The sequence below is a fragment of the Streptomyces sp. NPDC050617 genome (genome assembly GCF_040654795.1).
In the GTDB taxonomy this organism is placed as follows: domain Bacteria; phylum Actinomycetota; class Actinomycetes; order Streptomycetales; family Streptomycetaceae; genus Streptomyces.
The window spans coordinates 115656-133551 of sequence record NZ_JBFAIS010000021.1; the positions used below are offsets into that span (position 1 = coordinate 115656).

General features: G+C 74.3%; 16 protein-coding genes. 4 read left to right on the forward strand and 12 right to left on the reverse strand.

The window, feature by feature from the left end; genetic code table 11:
* Nucleotides 1-34: 34 nt before the first annotated feature.
* The 10 genes from AB0I49_RS25945 to AB0I49_RS25990 all read right to left on the reverse strand — a co-directional run bounded on the left by AB0I49_RS25945 (nt 35) and on the right by AB0I49_RS25990 (nt 10131).
* A complete protein-coding gene (locus tag AB0I49_RS25945; RefSeq protein ID WP_363229484.1) occupies nt 35-811 on the reverse strand; it encodes an aspartate/glutamate racemase family protein in 777 nt (258 codons plus the stop codon).
* A gap of 62 nt (nt 812-873) precedes the next feature.
* The gene (locus AB0I49_RS25950; RefSeq protein ID WP_363229485.1) at nt 874-1359 is read right to left on the reverse strand and encodes a MarR family transcriptional regulator; all 486 of its coding nucleotides are present in this window, start codon (nt 1357-1359) and stop codon (nt 874-876) included.
* Nucleotides 1352-2233: an alpha/beta hydrolase gene (locus AB0I49_RS25955; RefSeq protein ID WP_363229486.1), complete on the reverse strand. Its 882-nt coding sequence runs from the start codon at nt 2231-2233 to the stop codon at nt 1352-1354. The genes AB0I49_RS25950 and AB0I49_RS25955 overlap by 8 nt, the downstream gene beginning before the upstream one ends.
* Nucleotides 2234-2304: 71 nt before the next feature.
* A complete protein-coding gene (locus tag AB0I49_RS25960) occupies nt 2305-2961 on the reverse strand; it encodes an isochorismatase family protein (protein WP_363229487.1) in 657 nt (218 codons plus the stop codon).
* A complete protein-coding gene (locus tag AB0I49_RS25965) occupies nt 2958-3695 on the reverse strand; it encodes an SRPBCC family protein (protein ID WP_363229488.1) in 738 nt (245 codons plus the stop codon). Before AB0I49_RS25965 ends, AB0I49_RS25960 begins: the two co-directional genes overlap by 4 nt.
* Nucleotides 3696-3753: 58 nt before the next feature.
* Nucleotides 3754-4278, reverse strand: a complete 525-nt coding sequence (locus AB0I49_RS25970) for a (2Fe-2S)-binding protein (protein WP_363229489.1) — start codon at nt 4276-4278, stop codon at nt 3754-3756.
* Nucleotides 4275-6722, reverse strand: a complete 2448-nt coding sequence (locus AB0I49_RS25975) for a xanthine dehydrogenase family protein molybdopterin-binding subunit (protein ID WP_363229490.1) — start codon at nt 6720-6722, stop codon at nt 4275-4277. The genes AB0I49_RS25970 and AB0I49_RS25975 overlap by 4 nt, the downstream gene beginning before the upstream one ends.
* Nucleotides 6719-7582, reverse strand: coding sequence for a xanthine dehydrogenase family protein subunit M (locus AB0I49_RS25980; protein WP_363229491.1), 864 nt, complete (start codon nt 7580-7582; stop codon nt 6719-6721). The genes AB0I49_RS25975 and AB0I49_RS25980 overlap by 4 nt, the downstream gene beginning before the upstream one ends.
* A 139-nt stretch (nt 7583-7721) precedes the next feature.
* Nucleotides 7722-8990 carry an FAD-dependent monooxygenase gene (locus tag AB0I49_RS25985; RefSeq protein ID WP_363229492.1) on the reverse strand — a complete coding sequence of 423 codons (1269 nt, stop codon included), beginning with the start codon at nt 8988-8990 and terminating at the stop codon, nt 7722-7724.
* Nucleotides 8991-9099: 109 nt separating this feature from the next.
* Nucleotides 9100-10131 (reverse strand): hypothetical protein, encoded by a 1032-nt coding sequence (locus AB0I49_RS25990; protein ID WP_363229493.1) that lies wholly within the window; start codon nt 10129-10131, stop codon nt 9100-9102.
* 474 nt (nt 10132-10605) lie between these two features.
* On the opposite strand from AB0I49_RS25990, the gene AB0I49_RS25995 reads away from it, so the two are divergent.
* A complete protein-coding gene (locus AB0I49_RS25995) occupies nt 10606-10869 on the forward strand; it encodes a hypothetical protein (protein ID WP_363130654.1) in 264 nt (87 codons plus the stop codon).
* A 210-nt stretch (nt 10870-11079) separates the two neighbouring features.
* A complete protein-coding gene (locus AB0I49_RS26000; protein WP_363229494.1) occupies nt 11080-11985 on the forward strand; it encodes a hypothetical protein in 906 nt (301 codons plus the stop codon).
* A 20-nt stretch (nt 11986-12005) separates the two neighbouring features.
* Here AB0I49_RS26000 and AB0I49_RS26005 read toward each other — a convergent pair whose 3' ends face one another.
* Entirely contained in the window at nt 12006-12188 is a 183-nt protein-coding gene (locus AB0I49_RS26005; RefSeq protein WP_030885513.1) for a hypothetical protein, read from the reverse strand.
* A 70-nt stretch (nt 12189-12258) separates the two neighbouring features.
* Nucleotides 12259-13290, reverse strand: a complete 1032-nt coding sequence (locus tag AB0I49_RS26010; RefSeq protein ID WP_363229495.1) for an acyl-CoA desaturase — start codon at nt 13288-13290, stop codon at nt 12259-12261.
* A gap of 320 nt (nt 13291-13610) precedes the next feature.
* Between AB0I49_RS26010 and AB0I49_RS26015 the strand changes: the two genes are divergently transcribed.
* Together AB0I49_RS26015 and AB0I49_RS26020 are read left to right on the forward strand one after the other, a co-directional pair.
* The gene (locus AB0I49_RS26015) at nt 13611-16556 is read left to right on the forward strand and encodes a DEAD/DEAH box helicase (RefSeq protein WP_363229496.1); all 2946 of its coding nucleotides are present in this window, start codon (nt 13611-13613) and stop codon (nt 16554-16556) included.
* Complete coding sequence (locus AB0I49_RS26020) at nt 16553-17803, forward strand: SWF or SNF family helicase (protein WP_363229497.1); 1251 nt, start codon at nt 16553-16555, stop codon at nt 17801-17803. The genes AB0I49_RS26015 and AB0I49_RS26020 overlap by 4 nt, the downstream gene beginning before the upstream one ends.
* The last annotated feature ends 93 nt before the right edge of the window (nt 17804-17896 follow it).

Sequence of the window (17896 nt, forward strand, 5' to 3'; positions counted from 1 at the left end):
AAGACTCCGTACTCGTCCAGGTCAGCGCGCACGTTCAGGCGGCGGCCGGGGACGGGGCCGGGTACGCGCCGCTCAGGAGGCGGCCCGCCTCGGGGACCACCGTCGGCAGGCCCAGTTCGGTGAGGACGCGGTGGACCGTGGCCGTCGCCGCCGACAGCACCGGCAGCCCCGACGCGTCTTCCACGTTCTGGATCGCGGACAGCGAGGGCATCTGCACACACGCGGAGAGCACGATCGCGTCGGCGCCGGCCAGGTTCAGGCGCCGCCAGTGCTCGCGCAGGGCGTCCGGGTCGAGGCGGGCGACCGCGAGGTTGTCGGGGACCTCCAGGCTCAGCGCGTCCACGACCTCGGTCCCGGCGTCTTCGAGGTAGCCGGTGACCATGGCGGTGAGGTCTTTCATGTACGGGGTGACGACGGCGACCCGCCGCGCGCCGAGCGCCTCGATGCCGCTCAGCAGCGCCCCGGCGCTGGAGACGACCGGGGCCTGTGACCCCTCCCCGCGGAGCGCGGCCTTGATCTCCGCCTCCGCCGTGCAGTGGTGGCCGGGGCCCTGCGCCATGATCGCCACCAGGCAGGCGGAGGCGACGACGTCGGGGCGGGCGTCGGCGAGTTCGAGGGCGGCGCGCTCCGTCTGGGCGTTCATGCCGCGCAGCTGCTCGGGGGTCACCCGCTGCATCCGGGTGCGGCTGCTGTGGAAGACGAAGTGGTCTTCCGGCTCCACGCTCTCGCGGGACCGCAGCATCCTCGGCAGCTCGGTCTCCATGGTGAGGTTGGAGCTGGGTACGATCATGCCTATGTGATGGGTCGTCATATTGCTTCCCTGTCCTGCCGTTTACGTGCTCACGGCGTCGTGTCGTACGCGTTCGGCGGAAGTCAGATGCTGCCGGTCAGGCCCTCCCAGTGGTCGGCCAGCGCCATCAGCTCCGCCAGCAGGGCTGTCCGCTCCCCGGGCCCGTACGGCTCCAGCAGCCGCTCGTCGAGCAGCCGGGCCCGTCGGTCGGCCTCCGCCAGCGCCTCCTCCCCCGCCTCCGTGAGAGACAGCAGCTTGCGGCGTCCGTCGTCCGGAGCCGTACGCCGCACCAGCAGCCCCCGCCCCTCCAGCCGCCGCGCCACATCCGCCATCGTCGACGTGTCCAGCGCCACCGCCGAGGCCATCGACGACTGGTCCCGGCCCGGCGCCGCCCCCACCGCCGTCAGCACCGCGAACTGCGGACCCGTCAGCGCCGGATCGACCAACCGCACCCACGCCGCCACATACGCCTGGTACAGGCGTCGGACCTGGTAGCCGGGGGCGGCCGAGAGAGCCGTGGGCGGCCCCTCCGCCACTGCCTCCGCCCCCGCCGGGGAGGCGTCAGCCATGGGAGGGCCCCGGCGCGCTCCCGGCCCGGCCGGCTACGTACGCGAGCGCTTCGCGCAGCAGTTTCAGCGCGGCGGGCGAGTTGTCCCAGAACACCATGTGGCCCGCGTCCGGCACCGGAATCAACCGGGCGTCGGGGTGAGTATCCGTCAACTCCCTTACGCCTTGCGCTGTGACCACGGTGCTCTGCTCGCCGTAGAGCAGCGCCACCGGGGACGGCACTCCGGGCCACCAGTCGAAGAAGTCCTCCGACTCGAAGCCGCGGTGGGTGGCCGCGACGGCCTGCTCGCCGCAGCTGGCGAGCCAGCGCGCCCGCAGCTCCTGTTCCCGGCGCGGCCACCGGGGCCACGAGCGGGCCACCTCGTCGGCGTCCGTGCCCCGCGCCGCCTGCTCCAACTGGCCCAGGAATACGGGCAGCGAGGTCGGGTACGGGTCGCGGCCGGTGCCGCTCAGTGGCGGATCGACGGCGACGACGCCGCCCACGGGCGCCGCGGCGCGTACCGCGGTGACTGCCGCGATCCGGGCCCCCATCGAGTGGCCGAGGAGCAGCGGGCGGTCCAGCGCGAGGCCCGAGATGACGGCTTCGGCGTCGCGCGCGTACGTCGTGATGTCGTAGGCGTCGCCGTCGCCGCCGTCGGAGAGGCCGCGGCCGCGTACGTCGAGGACCACGGGCCGTACCAGGTCGGTCAGTTCGCGGGCGACGAAGTCCATGGTGATCGCGGGGCTGGTGATGCCGGGCAGTACGAGCAGCGGTACGCCGTCGCCGCCGTAGTCGAGTACGTGCAGGCGCAGCGCGCCGGAACGGACCCAGCGGCTCGTGGCCGGGGCGTCGGCGAGATCGGCGAGCGCGGGCTGTCCGAGGGACCGTGGCGACACGGGGTCTCCTCCAGGTGATGGCGGGTCAGGTCGTTGGTTGATGGGGCGTCAGGACGGGATGTGAGCGGCTGTCAGGCGTCCGGCAGGCGCCTCAGGTAGTCGAGCGCTTCGGACAGGCCGATGACGTCTCCGTATTTGGCGTCGATGTCGAACAGCGCCGCCTCGTGCGGTCCTTGGGCCCGGTCGCCCGCGCACTCGCGCGGCACCAGCACCGGGAAGCCGCTCTGCACAGCGTCGACGGCGCTCGCCCGCAGGCAGCCGCTGGTGGTGGCCCCGCACAGCAGGACCGTGTCGCAGCCGGCCGCCACGAGGTTCGCGGCGAGCGAAGTGCCGAAGAACGCGGAGGCGCCCTTCTTGACCACCACGACGTCCTCGGGCTCGCGCGGCAGCCGGGGGTCGATGGCCACCGCCTCGCTGCCCTCGGTCAGTACGCGCAGGCCGGGGGCTTTGTCGAGCCAGGTGACGGAGTGGCCCTCGGCCTCGGCCGGGGTGTAGGCGATCACGGTGTAGAGCACCGGCGCCCCGGCCGCGCGGGCGGCCCGTACGAGCGTCGCGGTCGACTCCACCACGTCGGTGAGGTCGGCTCCGCACGCGAAGCGGTCCTCGGTGAACCCGCGGGTGAGGTCCACGACGACGAGGGCGGGGCGGCTGCCGCGCCGTACGGCCGCGCCGAAGCCCGCGCGCTCGTACGTACGGTCGGTCTCCGGTCCGTACCGGCCGCCGCTCATCGGGCGCTCCGGGCCGCGTGGCAGCAGTGCTTCTCGCGGGTCAGGACGCGGCCGAGGAGCCAGCCTTCGAAGAGGCCGAAGGCGAAGGCGGCGGCGGGCGGCCCGTACTTGGCGAGCGCGGGGCCGACGATCATCGAGACGCCGTTCAGCTCGCCCTGCCCGGCGAAGGCGGGCTGCCGCGGAAGCGCGGCTCCGGCGGACCCGGCGGTCTCAGCGGATTCAACGGCTCCGGCGGTCCCCACGGCGGCGGGAGCCGCCGGGGCCGGGGCCGCCGCGCCGCCCGCCGCGCGGTCCTGGTCGAGCAGGGTCCCGAGGTTCTGGGCGAACTGTTCGAGGATCTTGCCCGAGACCGTGGCCACCGCGCCCTTCCCGAACTGGGCGATCTTGCCGCGGATGACCAGGTCCGTGGTCAGCTCCAGCCGCGCGCCCTCGGGGGCCTCGGTGACGGCGAGCGCGACGAGCGCCTCCGCGTCGCCGCTGCCGTGCGTGTCGGCGCCGCGGGCCTGGACGCGCAGCCGGCGCGCTTCGGCGTCGCTCTCCAGGAAGCGGACGGTGCCCGCGTACGCGGCCGTGATCGGGCCGACCTTCACTCGCACCTTGCCCTGCCAGGCGTCGCCGTCGCGGCCGTCCAGGGCGGCGCCCGGCATACAGGAGGCGACCCGTTCGACGTCGTTGACGAGGGCGAACACCTCGTCCGGCGCCGCCTTCACCGGCACCGTGTGGTTCAGCTGCATGGAATCTCCTTCCGCCGCCCGGCGGCGGCACGGTTGCGCGGGGTGCGCGGGAGGGCGGTCAGGCGTCCTGCGCGGGGGCGGCAGCGGCGGCCCGGCGGCGGGCGGCGCAGTCGTCGATGGCCTCGACGATGGTCTGGTAGCCGGTGCAGCGGCACAGGTTGGCGGCGACGACCTCGCGGATCTCCTCCTTGGTCGCGTCGGGCCGCTCCGCGAGGAACCCCTCGGCGAGCATCAGGAACCCCGGCGTGCAGAACCCGCACTGGAGCCCGTGGTGGGCGCTGAACGCCTGTTGCAGGTCGCTCAGTTCGCGTCCGTCGGACAGCGACTCCACGGTGCGGATCCGCGCGCCCTCGGCCTGGGCGGCGAACATCAGGCAGGACCGTACGGGCGCGTCGTCGAGCAGCACCGTGCAGGCGCCGCAGATGCCGTGTTCGCAGCCGACGTGGGTGCCGGTGATCCGCAGGTCGTGGCGGAGCGCGTCGGCGAGGGTGCGCCGGGGCTCGGTGAGGATCTCGTACTGCTCGCCGTTGACGTGCAGGCTGATGAGCTGCTGGTGGTGCGGGTGGTGGGTGGTGTCGCTCATCGGGCGCGCTCCAGGCGGGTGTGTTCCGGTCGGGTCCATTCCGCCGCGGTCCGCTCCAGGGCGCGGGCGACCGTCTCGGGGGTGACGGGTGTGGAGTCGAGTTCGACGCCGGTGGGCAGCAGGGCGTCGTTGACGGCGTTGAGTACGGCCGCGGGCGCGCCGATGGTGCCGCCCTCGCCAGCGCCCTTGGCCCCCGTCTCGGTGAAGGCGCAGGGGGTCTCCAGGTGCGCGACCGTGATGTACGGGATCTCGTGGGCGGTGGGGACCTTGTAGTCCATGAAGCTGGTGGCGGAGGGTTCGCCCTGGTCGTCGTAGGTGATCTGCTCGAAGAGCGCGCCCGCGATGCCCTGGGCGATGCCGCCGCGCGCCTGGCCCTCGACGACCTTCGGGTTGATGGCGACGCCGCAGTCCTCGACGCAGGCGTAGCGCAGGATCTCCACCTGGCCGGTGCCCTCGTGGAGTTCGACGACGACGCCGTGGGCGGCGTTGGAGAAGGTGCCGTCGTTGAAGACGTCGAAGGCGGCGGTGGCGCTCAGGCCGGGCTCCAGGTCCTTGGGGAGCAGGTGCGCCTTGAGGTAGGCGATGTCGGCGAGCTGCTCGAAGGTGAGCTCCTCGCCGTGGTCTCCGCGCCGCCGTACGAGCCCCCGGCCCAGCTCCGTCTCCTCCGGGGGCACGCCCCAGCGCGAGGCGGCGATGTGCCGGAGCTTGTCCCCCAGCTTGGCGGCGGCGAGGCGGACGGCGCTGCCGCCGACGGCGATGGAGCGGCTGGCGAAGGTGCCCCAGCCGTAGCTGACGCGGTCGGTGTCGCCCTGGTGGATACGGACCTTGGCGAGGTCGAGGCCGAGCTGGTCGGCGGCGATCTGGGCCATGGTGGTCTCGTGGCTCTGGCCGTGGCTCATGGTGCCGGTGGTGACGACCAGGGCCCCGCTGGTGTCCATCCGGGCCTCGGCGATGTCGTAGCCGGGCACGACCTCCATCTTGCGCTGGGCGAACGCGGTGGAGCCGTAGCCGGTGCGCTCGCTGAAGCAGGAGTAGCCGATGCCGAGGTGGCGGCCCTCGGCGGCCGCGGCCTCGCGCCGCTCGTACCAGCCCTCGTCGCGCAGCGTCTTCTCGCACAGGTCCAGCGCCTCGCGGTACGAGCCGGGGTCGTACGTGATGTTGTTGACGCCGGTGTAGGGGAACTCGGTGATGAGGTTGCGGCGGCGCAGCTCGACGGCGTCGATGCCCAGCTCGCGGGCGGCCCGCTCGAAGAGCCGCTCCATGACCATCACGTACTGGGGGCGGCTCACGCCCCGGTAGGGGGCGGAGGGGGCCTTGTTGGTGGTGATGGCGCGGGCCCGGACCCGGTAGGCGGGCACCTTGTAGACGCCGGGCATCTCGGCGGAGGCCATCAGGGGCTCGATGCCGGCGGTGAAGGGGTAGCAGGAGTAGGCGCCCATGTCGCAGACGATGCGGGCGTCGAGGCCGAGGATGCGCCCGTCGGCGTCGAAGGCGGCGCGGGCCTCGTAGTGCTGTTCGCGGGCGAGGAAGGAGGCGGTCAGCGCGTCCTTGCGGTCCTCGGTCCATTTGACGGGGCGGTTCAGGCGCAGGGCCGCCGCGGCGGTGGCGATCTCCTCGCGGCCGACGACGCACTTCTGGCCGAAGCCGCCGCCCATGTCGGGGACGACGACGCGCACGGACCGCTCGTCCAGGCGCAGGCAGCGGGCCGCCACGGTCCGTACCTGGTGCGGGGTCTGACTGGACGTCTGGAGCAGCAGCTGCTCCTCGCGGTCGTCCCAGCTCGCGACGGCTCCGCGGGTCTCCAGGGGCAGGGCGTTCTGGCGGCCGGTGCGGGCCTCGACGGCGACGACGCAGGGCGCGCCGTCGAAGACCGCGTCGATGCCCTCGGTCGCGAACATGGAGACGTCGACCAGGGTGTTGGCCGGCGCCTCGTCGTGCACGAGGGGCGCGCCGGGTGCGAGGGCGTCGGCCTCGCGGATGACGGGCGGGCGGGCGTCGTACGTGACCTTGGCGGCCTCCAGGCCGTCCTCGGCCGCGTACGGGTCGCGGGCCACGACGACGGCCAGCGGCTCGCCCGCGTAGCGGACCCGGTCGCGGGCGAGTACGGGCATGTCGGTGGGGACGTACTCGGAGCGGGGGCGGTCCAGGCCGGCGGTGATGTCGTCGAGGTCCAGGTCGTCGGCGGTGAACGCGGCCACGACGCCGGGCACTCGGCGTACGGCGTCGAGGTCGACGGCCACGACCGTGGCGTGGGCCATGGTGCTGCGGACGAACTGGGCGTGCAGCATGCCGGGCAGGTGGATGTCGTCGGTGAACCGGCCGCGGCCGGTGAGCAGTCGGGGGTCCTCGCGGCGTCCCACGGACGCGCCGATCCAGGCGCCGTCCCGGGCGGAGGCGCGGGCTTCGGAGGTGCGGGCTTCGGGGGTTGGGGTTTCGGCGTTCATCGGGCCATCGCCTCCTCGCAGGCGCGGGCGACCAGGGTGCGGGTCAGGGCCTTGCGGTAGTGGGCGCTGCCGTTCGCGTCGTCGGGCGGGTCGATGGCGGCGGCCGCCGCCTCGGCGCAGCGGGCGAACGCTTCGGGGCCGGGCGGCCCGCCGCTCAGCGCCTCCTCGGCCTCGGGTACGCGGACGGGCAGCGCGTCCACGCCGCCCAGGGCGACGCGGCCGCCGCGGAGGGCGCCGTCGTCCGCGACGTCGAGGGCCACGGCGGCGGAGACGGTGGCGAAGTCGCCCTGGCGTTCGGCGAATTCGGTGAGGGCGGCGTGCGGAGCGGGGCGGGGGAAGGTGATCTCGGTGAGCATCTCGTGGGGTTCGAGGGCGGTGGTGTAGTAGCCGTGGAAGAAGTCCTGGGCGGCGATGCGGCGTTCGCCGTCGGGTCCGCGGGCGGTGAGTTCGGCGTCGAGGAGGGTGGCGAGCAGGCACCATTCGGCGGTGGCGTCGGCGTGGGCGAGGCTGCCGCCGACGGTGCCGCGGGTGCGGATGGGCAGGTGGCCGATCCAGCGCATGGCGTCGCGGATGACGGCGTGGCCGGGGCCGAGGCGTTCGCGGGGCGCGGTGTGCACGGCGTGATGGGTGGTCAGCGCGCCGATGCGCAGGGCCCCGTCGGGGTCGGTGCGCAGGTGGCCGAGGCCGTCGATGCCGCCGATGTCGATGAGGTGCCGCGGCCTGGCCAGCCGGAAGTTCATCATCGCGACCAGGCTCTGGCCGCCGGCGATGAGCTTCGCCTCGTCACCGAGCTCGGCGAGCAGGCGGGTGGCGCCGTCGACGTCGCGCGCGCGGTGGTAGGTGAACGCGGCAGGCTTCATGGTCCTCCTCTTCATGCTGGTGGGGCGGTCGGCGTCGGGCCGGGTGCGCTGGGGGGTGTGCGGGGCGTCGTACGGGCTCAGGGGGGAGTGTGGCCCGTACGACGCCCCTGTCCAGGGGGCCGGGCCGGGGTGACGCGGCTCAGCGCGCGAACGGGTAGGAGAACGCGCCCAGATCGGGGGTGGCGATCGGGGAACCGCTCCACAGCCAGTCGTAGGACACGTCCGACTCGCCGTCGAAGCTGCGGAGTTTCGCGTCCCGCTCTTCCTGAAGCGGGCCGTCCGGGAAGTGGTAGAAGGTCTTGTTGCGCAGCGAGGCGTCCTGCACCATTCCGGCGTGGGTGGCGCGCCGGTTCACGTAGCGGCGCAGCGCGCCCTCGATGCCGCCGGCGGTGACGGCGCCGAGCTCCTCGGCGAGTACGGCGGCGTCCTCCATGGCCTGGGACGCGCCTTGGGCCTGGTAGGGCAGCATGGCGTGGCAGGCGTCGCCGAGGAGGGCGACGTTGCCGTCCATCCAGACGGGGTCACGGCGGCGGTGGTAGAGGGCGAAGCAGGAGACGTCGTCCTTGGCCTTGGAGAGCATCGCGGGCACCCGGTCGTCCCAGCCGGGGAACGCTCCGGCCAGTTCGCCGGGGCCGGCGGGGGCGGTCCAGCGTTCGGCGACGTCGTCGGTGCAGGGCACGCAGGCGACGATGTTCAGATACTGGCCGCCGCGGATCATATAGTGGACGAGGTGCCGGTCGGGCCCGTACCAGATGGTGCTCTGGTAGCGGTCGACCAGCCAGCGGGTGGCGGGGTCGGCCGCGATCAGGTCGCCGGGGATCAGCGCGCGGTAGGCCATTTCGCCGGAGAAGACGAGGGTGTCCTCGGCGCCCATCAGGTCGCGGACGCGGGAGCGGATGCCGTCGGCGCCGATGAGGGCGTCCGCGGCGTAGCGGGCGCCGTCCGCGGTGACGGCGGTGGGGCGGGCGGGGTCGGCGCGGTCGAGGCCGACGACCTTGCTGTCGGTGAGCAGCCGGACCGCGGGGCCGGGGCCGTCGGGGTCGGTGCAGGCGTCCATGATGACGCGGTGCAGGTCGGCGCGGTGGTAGTGCCAGTACGGGGCGTTGTAGGTGTCCTTGCAGTAGTCGCCGAGCGAGGTGAGGGCGACGATCTTGCCGTCCTTCCAGCGCCGGCGGACCTGGTCCTGGGGTTCGGTGTGGATGGCTTCGAGCTGGGCGCGCAGCCCGAGGGAGAGCAGCACCCGGCTGGCGTTGGGGGCGGTCTGGATGCCCGCGCCGACCTCGCCGAGCCGGTCGGCCTGTTCGAGCACGGTGACGCGGATGCCGCGGTGGCGCAGGGCGAGGGCGGCGGTGAGGCCGCCGAGTCCGCCGCCGACGACGGTGACTTCGTACGACTGGCTGGGCGCCAAGTCTCCTCCAGGGCGAGGGCGGGCTCGCGGTGCGCGGCGGGGGGGCCGGGCGAGCCGGTGCGGGCAGGTGCGAGGGCGGGCCGGGGGCCGGCGGGGGGCTGCGGCCGGGTCAGCGGTCGGCGAGTACGCCGTCGGTCACGGTCTCGGCGCCGTCGACGGAGACGGTGCAGCCGCGCATCGCGATGTCCAGGTGCGCGTAGGACTCCCGAGCGAGGACGGGGTGCGGTCCGGTGGACCACAGGAAGTTGCCGGCGAAGGCGCGGGCGTCCATGCCCATCAGGTCGCCCTTTCCGTAGAGGGCGGTGGCGAACCAGTCGGCGCTGTGCATCAGGCCCCAGCCCATGTGGGAGAGGCTCCGCGCCCACTGGTCGTCGGCGTCCTCGAAGAAGGTGGTGAGGAGCGCCGCCTCCGCGCCGCCGGTGACGGCGTCGATGTGGCCGTCGCGGATTTCGAGGGTGACGGGTTCGCGCACGTACTCCTTGAAGGGGAGCAGGATGTCGCCCGCGGCCAGCACGATCCGCCCGTTGGAGATCTCCGGCCAGCACAGCACCATCGTGCTCGGCCAGTGGTCCCAGCGGCCGGGGTCGTCGGCGTAGCCGCACTGGAACTCGGGGTGGGAGCCCTCCAGCCGGACGCTCAGATCGGTGCCCGCGCGGGAGGTGACCCGCATCTCCGTGGATCGTTTCAGCAGGTCGGCGGCCTCCAGGCAGCGGTCCTTGTCGCCGTCCCGCGGAAGGTTGCGCATCAGCACGTCGGGGGCGTCGCAGACGAAGATGATGCGGGTGCCGGCCTTCAGGATCTGCTGCTGTACGGGCGCGTGGATGAACCCTTCCTGGGTGAGGTCGACCACGAGGTCCGCGGATTTCAGCAGGTCCTGGGCGGCGGTGTCATTGAGTACGGAGGTGAGGCCGGGGCCGGCGCCGGTGTGGGTGCTGGGGGTGGGTGCGGGGCTGCCGCCGGGGACGGTCGCGGAGATGACGTGGGCTCCGCAAGCCTTCGCGGCGCCGAAGGCCGCCGCGACGTAGTCGCCGCGGCTCGCCGGCTCGGAGAGGACGACCACGTGTTCGCCTGGGCGTACCCGGCACATCGTCAGTTCACGGGTGAAGGCGTCCAGCAGGTCGACGGATGAGAAGTCGAACACGGTTTGTCCTCCAGGAGTCGTCTCGGAGTACGGGGTTCCGGGCAGCGGCGCGAAGGTGCCCGAGGGCAGCCCGAACAGCCCGCCGCGTGCCGCCTGAGCAGCGGAAACGCGGGTGGGGTTGGCGTCCCGACAGAGATAATCCGAACACGTACTAACCCGTCGGGGCAAGGGTCTCGGCGGTCTTCGGCGTCGCTTGCGCACCGTCCGCCTCCCTCGTCGGACTCCGTCCCGGCGGCCGTGCGAGCGCCGTCTTCCCTGTTCAGGCGGTGGGCGGAGGGGTGGGCCGGGCGGCGGCCCGGGAGGCGGCCGAAGCGGAGTGAAATTTCCGGTCGCGTCCGGCCGTTGGAGTGCCGGGCCGGCCGCCGCCGCTCCCGGAGGGTTGACGGCCACGCCGCCGGGCACACTGGAACGGTCCTCGGGACGGACCTCGGCGTGGGGCGGGTGATCCGCGTGTTCGACAGACTCCGCAAGCGAATCGAGGCGGCCTGGACGCTGCCCGGTACCGTGCGCCCGGTCGGCAGGCAGCGCAATCTCTTCGAAGCGGCGGCGACGTATGTGGCCGCGTGCGCCGAGAACGACGAGCAGCGGAGCTCGGAGGCGGCGCGCTGGGTGGCGCCGGAGGCGCTCGCCTTCGGGGTGAACGAGCTCGCCTGCCGCGCGGTCATCGCGCTGGCGCGCGAGCGCGACGAGTCGCCGCACACGGTGGCCCGTTCGCTGCTGGGGCTGCCCGCCGCCTGACGCCCCCTCACGACCGCCGCACCGGACCGAGAATGCGTCAAGGCGGTGGAGACGCCGCGGCCGGGCCCCCTCCCCCTGTCGCCCCGTACCGCGTCGGCACGGTGCACAGGCCGGTCCCGTCACCCGGACCACGGCCATGGCCGATGACGTCCGTGCCGAATACACTCTCTTACGCGGCGTCAGTCTCAGTACATCGCGGGGGAGTTGCCGATGGATTCCGGGGGCCGGGTCGGACGGGTGAAGCGGGCCGGGTCCGTTCCGGCGCTCGTGGTGACGTGGCTGTGGTGCTGCGTTCCCACCGTCCTCGCCTACGCCTCGGCGCGCCCGCGGGCGATGCCGTCCGACTGGCCCGCGATCACGGCCGCCGACTGGATCGTCGCGCTCCTGGTCGCGTACGGCCTGGTGTACGGGCTGCTGCGGCTGCTGGACGCGGGCCGGGACCGGACCTGGCCCGCCTTTCGCGGCGCGGTGGCGGCCGGGGCCGCCGCTCTCGTGGCGGTCAACGCGCTCGCCGGGTTCGTCGCGGCCGGGGCGGGCCCGAGCCCCGGCGAGGCCGCCGCGACGACGTCGGGGATGCTCGTCTCCCTGCTCTCACCGGGGTTGCCGTGCCTGGTGCTGCGGCTGAGGCGGTATCCGCCGCGGGCGTTCTCCCGGCGGCGGTACGAGAGCGCGCCCGGCCGTGCGGGGCGCGCCCCGCACGCGGCGCTGCCGCCGCCCCCGCGCCATGGCGCTCCCCCGCTGCCGGGGCAGGTGTGGGAGGCGTACTTTCCGTTCGAGGACCGGCCGGGCGGCAAGCGCCGGCCGTGTCTGATCGTCGCCGCCGGCCCGCGGGGGCTGCGGGCGCTCAAGATCACCAGCCAGGACAAGAGCCGTCTGCCGGGGTACTACGCCGAGATCTCGAGCGCCCGCTGGCGGGTGATGAACGGGCCGGGCAAGCGGAGCTGGGTCGAGTACGGGAATCCGCGCACCGTCCCCTACGCGGACGTCCACCGGCCGCTCGGCCTGTGCGAACCGCAGCCCCTGTGGAACGCCGTGGCCCGCCGCTACGGCCTGCCGCCCGCGCCCCGGGCGCAGCGCGCCGGGGGCCGCCGGACCCACGGCGCCCGCAGCGGCTAGGCCCGAAGAACCGGGGCCCGTCAGCGGCCCAGCTCCTTGCGGGAGACCCGCTTGAGCCGGCGCCGCTGCGAGGGGTCCAGGAGCAGATACGCCCCGACCGGCACCCCGACCATCACCAGCACCGCCGCCCAGAAGGGCAGCAGCCACAGCAGGATCACTCCGACGGCCACACCGCCGACGGCGACCTTCGCCCTGTTGGTCATCTTTTCCGCCTCCTCCTGCGGCGCGTGCCGCTTTGTCTCTCTGCAACGTCCGCCGGGTGCGTCCGGTTCCTCACTCCGCCCGCAGCGGCGCTCCGACCTCGTGCATGTGGCGCAGCGCCTGCCCGTAGGAGTCGATGAGTCCAGTCTCCGTGTACGGGAGCCCCACCGCACGGCAGTGGTGGCGGACCAGGGGCTGGGCGAGCCGCAGGTGGGGGCGGGGCAGGTTCGGGAAGAGGTGGTGCTCGATCTGGTAGTTCAGGCCGCCCAGGAACCAGTCGGTGAGCAGCGCGCCGCGCACATTGCGCGAGGTGACGACCTGGCGGCGCAGGTGGCCCCAGCGCTCCCCGTCCGGGTCGGGCATCTCCATGCCCTTGTGGTTGGGCGCGAAGGCCAGCCCGAGGTGGAGCCCGAAGAACGCGTGGTGCGCGAAGGCGAAGGCCGCGGCCATCGCGGGCGTCATGCAGGACAGGAGCAGCGTGCAGTAGCCGATGTAGTGCAGGGCCAGCATCGCGCCCTCGACGGCCCGCTCGCGGGGCCGCTGCCGCCGCAGGTCCTGGATGCTGGAGACCTTCAGCGCGATGCCTTCGAGCAGCAGCATCGGGATGAACAGCCGGGCCTGGTTGCGGGTGAGCCAGCGCGCGAACCCCGCGCGCTCGGCCGCCTGCCGCTGGGTCCACACGAGCGCGCCGACGCCGACGTCGGGGTCCTTGTCGACATGGTTGGGGTTGGCGTGGTGGCGGTTGTGCTTGTCGGTCCACCAGCCGACGCTCATGCCGAGGAGCAGATTGCCGTGGACGAGCCCGATGGCGCGGTTGCCACGGCGGGTGGCGGCTATCTGGGAGTGCCCGCTGTCGTGTCCGACGAAGGCGGTACGGGCCCAGAAGACGGCGGCGGGCGGCGCGAGCAGCAGCGTCCACCAGGAGCCGTCGAGCAGGACGATCGCGGCGCCGATCGCGGCCAGGGCGAGCAGGTTGACGGTGATGCCCGCCGCGTACCAGCCCCTGCGCCGTTCGAGGAGCCCCTGTTCCCGCACCTGGCGCAGGAGCGGGGCGAAGTCGCTGCCCGCTGATGGTTCGGCGAGGACGGCGCTGGTCTGGGGCATGAGGTCTCCGGGGCTCGTTACGGCTGACCTCATGAACGTATGGTCCGGGGCCCGGCCGAACCATGGCGTCACCACCCGGCCCCTACGGGGGGCAACCCCCCTCTCCGGGCAGGGGGGTTGGCACCACCATGGGAACGGCCTCGCACGGAGTGACGCAGGCCACATGGGAATCGCTGGGATCGCGGCGGCGGGCGGGGTACCATTCGCGGCCTCCACTTCAAGTAGTCAAATTTGAGGAACGCGTCGACGCCGTGACAGCTCCCTCTGCTCGACCCCATCGCTCCGCCCCCTCCGAACCACCCGCGCCGTCCACATCCCCCATGCCGTCCGATTCGCCAGCGCCGTCCGCTTCGCCCGTGCCGACGCCCGCCGAGATCGCCCGGCTCGCCCGCTGCTCGGCCGTCTTCCTCCCCGGCGACCCGGCGCGCACCGGGCGCGTCGCGTTCTGGCGGCCCGGCGAGGAGCCGCCCGCGGCCCCCGGCTCCGTCGAGGAACTGACCGTGGTGACGCCCCGCGGCACGGAGATCGCGACCGCGTCCGTACGGGCCCTGCTGCTGCCCGTACGCGACGCGCTGCCCGCCCTCACCCGCGCCCGTACGGCCAAGGCCGACGAGGCCGCCGCCTTCTGGGGCGCGGCGGCGGTGCTGGCGCTCCAACTCGCCGCGCGGGGGCTGCTGTTGCCGGGCCTGTCGGCCACCGATCATGACGCGTGGCGGGTGGGGCCGCTGGCTCCGGAGGACCTCCGGCGGATCCGTGAGCTGGCCGCCGCGATGCCGCCCGCCGCGCACGCCGTACCGCTCCCGGAGTCCGACCCGCCGCTGCTGCCCGAGCCCGAGCGGCTGGTGCGCGCGTTTCTCGACGCGGTCGCCGACGGGCTGCCCCGCTCCCCCGCCGCCGCCCTGGCGGCGGGCGGCCCCGCGTTCGCCGCCGTCGAGCCGCGGCGCCTGCCTGAACAGCGCGCCTGGGCCGCGGACATCGCCGCCGGGCACGACGAGGGGGTGCGCCTGTCGCTGCGCGTCGAGGCGCACGAGGTGCGCGGAGAGGACGCCGGTGAAGAGGACGCGGCGGCCCGGCTGAGCCTGCGGGCCGTTCTCCAATTGCACAGCCTCACCGACCCGGCCCTCGTCGCGGACGCCGTCGAGGTGTGGTCCGGCGCGGGGGACGCGGCGGCGTTCGGCCCGCGCGCCCGGATGGACGCGCTCCTCGCGCTGCGCCGCGCCGCCCGCGCCTGGCCCGCGCTGAACCCGCTGCTCTCCGCGGCCGTCCCCGACGCGCTCGACCTGGCCGACGACGAGGTGGCCGAACTGCTCGGGGCCGCCTCCCGGTCGCTGGGCGCGGCCGGGGTCCAGGTCCACTGGCCCAAGGAGCTGGTGCGGGGCCTCGGCACGCAGGCCGTCATCGGCCCGCCCGACGGCCCCGGCCAGTCCGACGATCCCGAGCGGTCCGGCGATCCCGGGCGGCGGTCCGGAGACGGAGCCGACCGCGCCGAGTCCGGCATGCCGTCCGTGCTCTCGGCCGACGCGTTGATGACCTTCAGCTGGCGATTCACCGTAGGCGGCCAGGAGTTGACGCGGCGTGAGCTGGACGCGCTGGCCGAGGCGAGCCGCCCCGCCGTCCGGCTGCGCGATCAGTGGGTGCTCATCGACCCGGAGGAGCTGCGCCGGGCACGGGAGCGCCCGGACTGCAAGCTCGCGCCCGTCGAGGCGCTCGGCGCGGCCCTCACCGGGCGGGCCGAGGCCGACGGCGACACCGTGGAGGTGCGGGCCACCGGCTGGCTCGCCGCGCTGCGCGACCGGCTCGCCGACCCCGACGCGGCGGCGCGGGAACCGGTCCGGCGGCCCGCCGCCCTCGCCGCGACGCTGCGCGACTACCAGCTGCGCGGCCTCGGCTGGCTCAGCCGGATGACGGAGCTGGGCCTCGGCGGCTGCCTGGCCGACGACATGGGGCTCGGCAAGACGATCACGCTGATCGCGCTGCACCTGCACCGGCAGGAGACCCCGGTGTCGGCGGGCCCGACCCTCGTCGTCTGCCCCACGTCGCTGCTCGGCAACTGGCAGCGCGAGATCGAGAAGTTCGCGCCGGGCGTCGCGGTGCGCCGCTTCCACGGCGGCTCGCGCAGCCTGGAGGACCTGGCCGCCGGGGAGTTCGTGCTCACCACGTACGGCACCATGCGGCTGGACGCCGGGACTCTGGCCGGCGGGGACTGGGGCATGGTCGTCGCCGACGAGGCGCAGCACGTGAAGAACCCGTACTCGGCGACCGCGCGGCAACTGCGCGCCATCGGCGCCAGGGCGCGGGTCGCCCTGACCGGCACCCCCGTCGAGAACAACCTGTCCGAGCTGTGGGCGATCCTCGACTGGACGACGCCGGGGCTGCTCGGTCCGCTCGCCCGGTTCCGTACCCGCTACGCGCAGGCCGTCGAGAGCGGCGCGGACCCCGCCGCCGCGCAGCGGCTGGCCCGGCTCGTCGGGCCGTTCCTGCTGCGCCGCCGCAAGTCCGATCCGGGCATCGCCCCGGAGCTGCCGCCCAAGACCGAGACGGACCGGGCGGTCGCGCTCACCAAGGAGCAGGCCGGGCTGTACGAGGCCGTGGTGCGCGAGATGATGGCGGAGGTGGCCGCGGCGGACGGGATGCGGCGGCGGGGTCTGATCGTGAAGCTGCTGACCGGTCTCAAGCAGGTGTGCAACCACCCCGCCCAGTACCTCAAGGAGGGCGCCGGGACGCGGATCCAGGGCCGTTCGGGCAAGGTGGAGCTGCTCGACGAGCTGCTGGACACGATGCTCGCGGAGGGCGCGAGCGTGCTCGTCTTCACGCAGTACGTGCGGATGGCGCGGCTGCTGGAGGAGCATCTGGCGGCGCGCGGGGCGCCGGCGCAGTTCCTGCACGGCGGTACGTCCGTGGCCCGGCGCGAGGAGATGGTGCGCCGGTTCCAGGACGGCGAGGTGCCGGTGTTCCTGCTGTCGCTGAAGGCCGCGGGCACGGGGCTGAACCTGACGCGCGCCGGGCACGTCGTGCACTTCGACCGCTGGTGGAACCCGGCCGTCGAGGCGCAGGCCACCGACCGCGCGTACCGCATCGGCCAGACCCAGCCGGTACAGGTGCACCGGCTGATCGCCGAGGGCACGATCGAGGACCGGATCGCCGACATGCTGGCGCGCAAGCAGGCGCTGGCCGACGCGGTGCTGGGGTCGGGCGAGGCCGCGTTGAGTGAGCTGAGCGACGCCGAGCTGGCGGAGCTCGTCGAGTTGAGGGGGGCCGCCCGATGAGCGGGGCACGGGACATGAGCGGTGAACTCGGGTGCGGGGAGCGGACGTTCGCGGCGCTGCCGCCGGCGCAGGGGCGCGGTTTCGCGCGCAGCTGGTGGGGGCTGGCGTGGCTGAAGGCGTTGGAGGACACGGCGCTGGACGGCCGGCAGCTGAAGCGGGGCCGGCAGCGGGCGCGGGAGGGCGCGGTGGGCGCCGTGTCGGTGCGGCCGGGGCGGATCACGGCCGTGGTGCGGGACCGCGACGGCACGCAGGTCCGTTCCGACGTGCTGGTGCAGGTGCTCTCCGACGACGAGTGGGACCGGCTGCTGGAGACGGCGGCGGACCGGGCGGGCCACATCGCGGCGCTGCTGGACCGCGACATGCCGCCGGACCTCGCGGAGGACGCCGCGGCCCGAGGCATTCAACTGCTGCCGGAGATAGGCGACTTGGAGCCGGAGTGCGGCTGCGAGGCGTGGGACCACTGCCCGCATTCGGCGGCGCTGTGCTACCAGGTGGCGCGGCTGCTGGACGAGTTGCAGCGGCGCAGCGCGGCGCACGCGGAGGCCGGCCGCCCGGCGGACGGTCCGGCGGCGGGCCGGCCGGCGGCGGGAGTCGACGCCGGGGAGGCGTTCGCGGCCGTCGTGCCGCCGCTGCCCGAGCCGCCGCCCGCCGTGGCCGAGGCGGGCGGGCCGCCCGCGCTGGACGGGGAGGTAGCGCCGGCGGCGGGCGTGGACGCGGAGGCGCTGGAGTTCCTGGCCTCCGTCGCGGCCGAACAGGCGCGGCTGCTGCTGGCCCGGGCCCTCGCCCCCGGCCACGAAGGGAGTGCGGCGGAGCGGCTCACGGTCGGGCAGGACGCGGTGCGGCTCGCCGCGGCGGGGCCCGGACCGCGGATCGCCGCCCGGCTCGCGGCGGGCTGCGGGCGCGACGGCGCGGGGCTGGCGCGGGCCGTACGGGCCTGGGGGCACGGCGGGGCCGCGGCGCTCGCCGCGCTCGACGAGGAGTGGACGCCGGACCCGGCGGAGCTGGCGCGGGCCCGCGCCCGGCTGGCCGCCGCGTGGGAGGGGGAGGAGCACCCGCCGAGGCTGCGCGCGTCCCGCGGGAACCGCTGGACGGTGGTGGGCGCGGACGCTCAGCTGCGCTGGGCGCGGGACGGTCTCTGGTGGCCGTACCGCAGGGAGCGGGGGCGCTGGGAGCCGGCCGGGCCGGGCGACGCGGATCCGGCGGGAGCCCTGGCGATGATCCTGTCGGGGCGGACCATGGACGAGTGAATCGAAGGGTTAAGCGGGGCGATACCAGCGGTTTCATAGGCGATGGGCGAGCTCTTCCTGAGCAGTGCCAGAATGTGGTGTTCTCGCATTCGA

Bases quoted from the DNA above. Each gene is read 5' to 3' on its own strand.
- AB0I49_RS26010 (WP_363229495.1), bottom strand. From the start codon at position 13,290: ATGCCCCAGACCAGCGCCGTCCTCGCCGAACCATCAGCGGGCAGCGAC.
- AB0I49_RS25980 (WP_363229491.1), bottom strand. From the start codon at position 7,582: ATGAAGCCTGCCGCGTTCACCTACCACCGCGCGCGCGACGTCGACGGC.
- AB0I49_RS25970 (WP_363229489.1), bottom strand. From the start codon at position 4,278: ATGAGCGACACCACCCACCACCCGCACCACCAGCAGCTCATCAGCCTG.
- AB0I49_RS25950 (WP_363229485.1), bottom strand. From the start codon at position 1,359: ATGGCTGACGCCTCCCCGGCGGGGGCGGAGGCAGTGGCGGAGGGGCCG.
- AB0I49_RS25975 (WP_363229490.1), bottom strand. From the start codon at position 6,722: ATGAACGCCGAAACCCCAACCCCCGAAGCCCGCACCTCCGAAGCCCGC.
- AB0I49_RS25965 (WP_363229488.1), bottom strand. From the start codon at position 3,695: ATGCAGCTGAACCACACGGTGCCGGTGAAGGCGGCGCCGGACGAGGTG.
- AB0I49_RS25945 (WP_363229484.1), bottom strand. From the start codon at position 811: ATGACGACCCATCACATAGGCATGATCGTACCCAGCTCCAACCTCACC.
- AB0I49_RS26020 (WP_363229497.1), top strand. From the start codon at position 16,553: ATGAGCGGGGCACGGGACATGAGCGGTGAACTCGGGTGCGGGGAGCGG.
- AB0I49_RS26000 (WP_363229494.1), top strand. From the start codon at position 11,080: ATGGATTCCGGGGGCCGGGTCGGACGGGTGAAGCGGGCCGGGTCCGTT.
- AB0I49_RS26015 (WP_363229496.1), top strand. From the start codon at position 13,611: ATGCCGTCCGATTCGCCAGCGCCGTCCGCTTCGCCCGTGCCGACGCCC.
- AB0I49_RS26005 (WP_030885513.1), bottom strand. From the start codon at position 12,188: ATGACCAACAGGGCGAAGGTCGCCGTCGGCGGTGTGGCCGTCGGAGTG.
- AB0I49_RS25960 (WP_363229487.1), bottom strand. From the start codon at position 2,961: ATGAGCGGCGGCCGGTACGGACCGGAGACCGACCGTACGTACGAGCGC.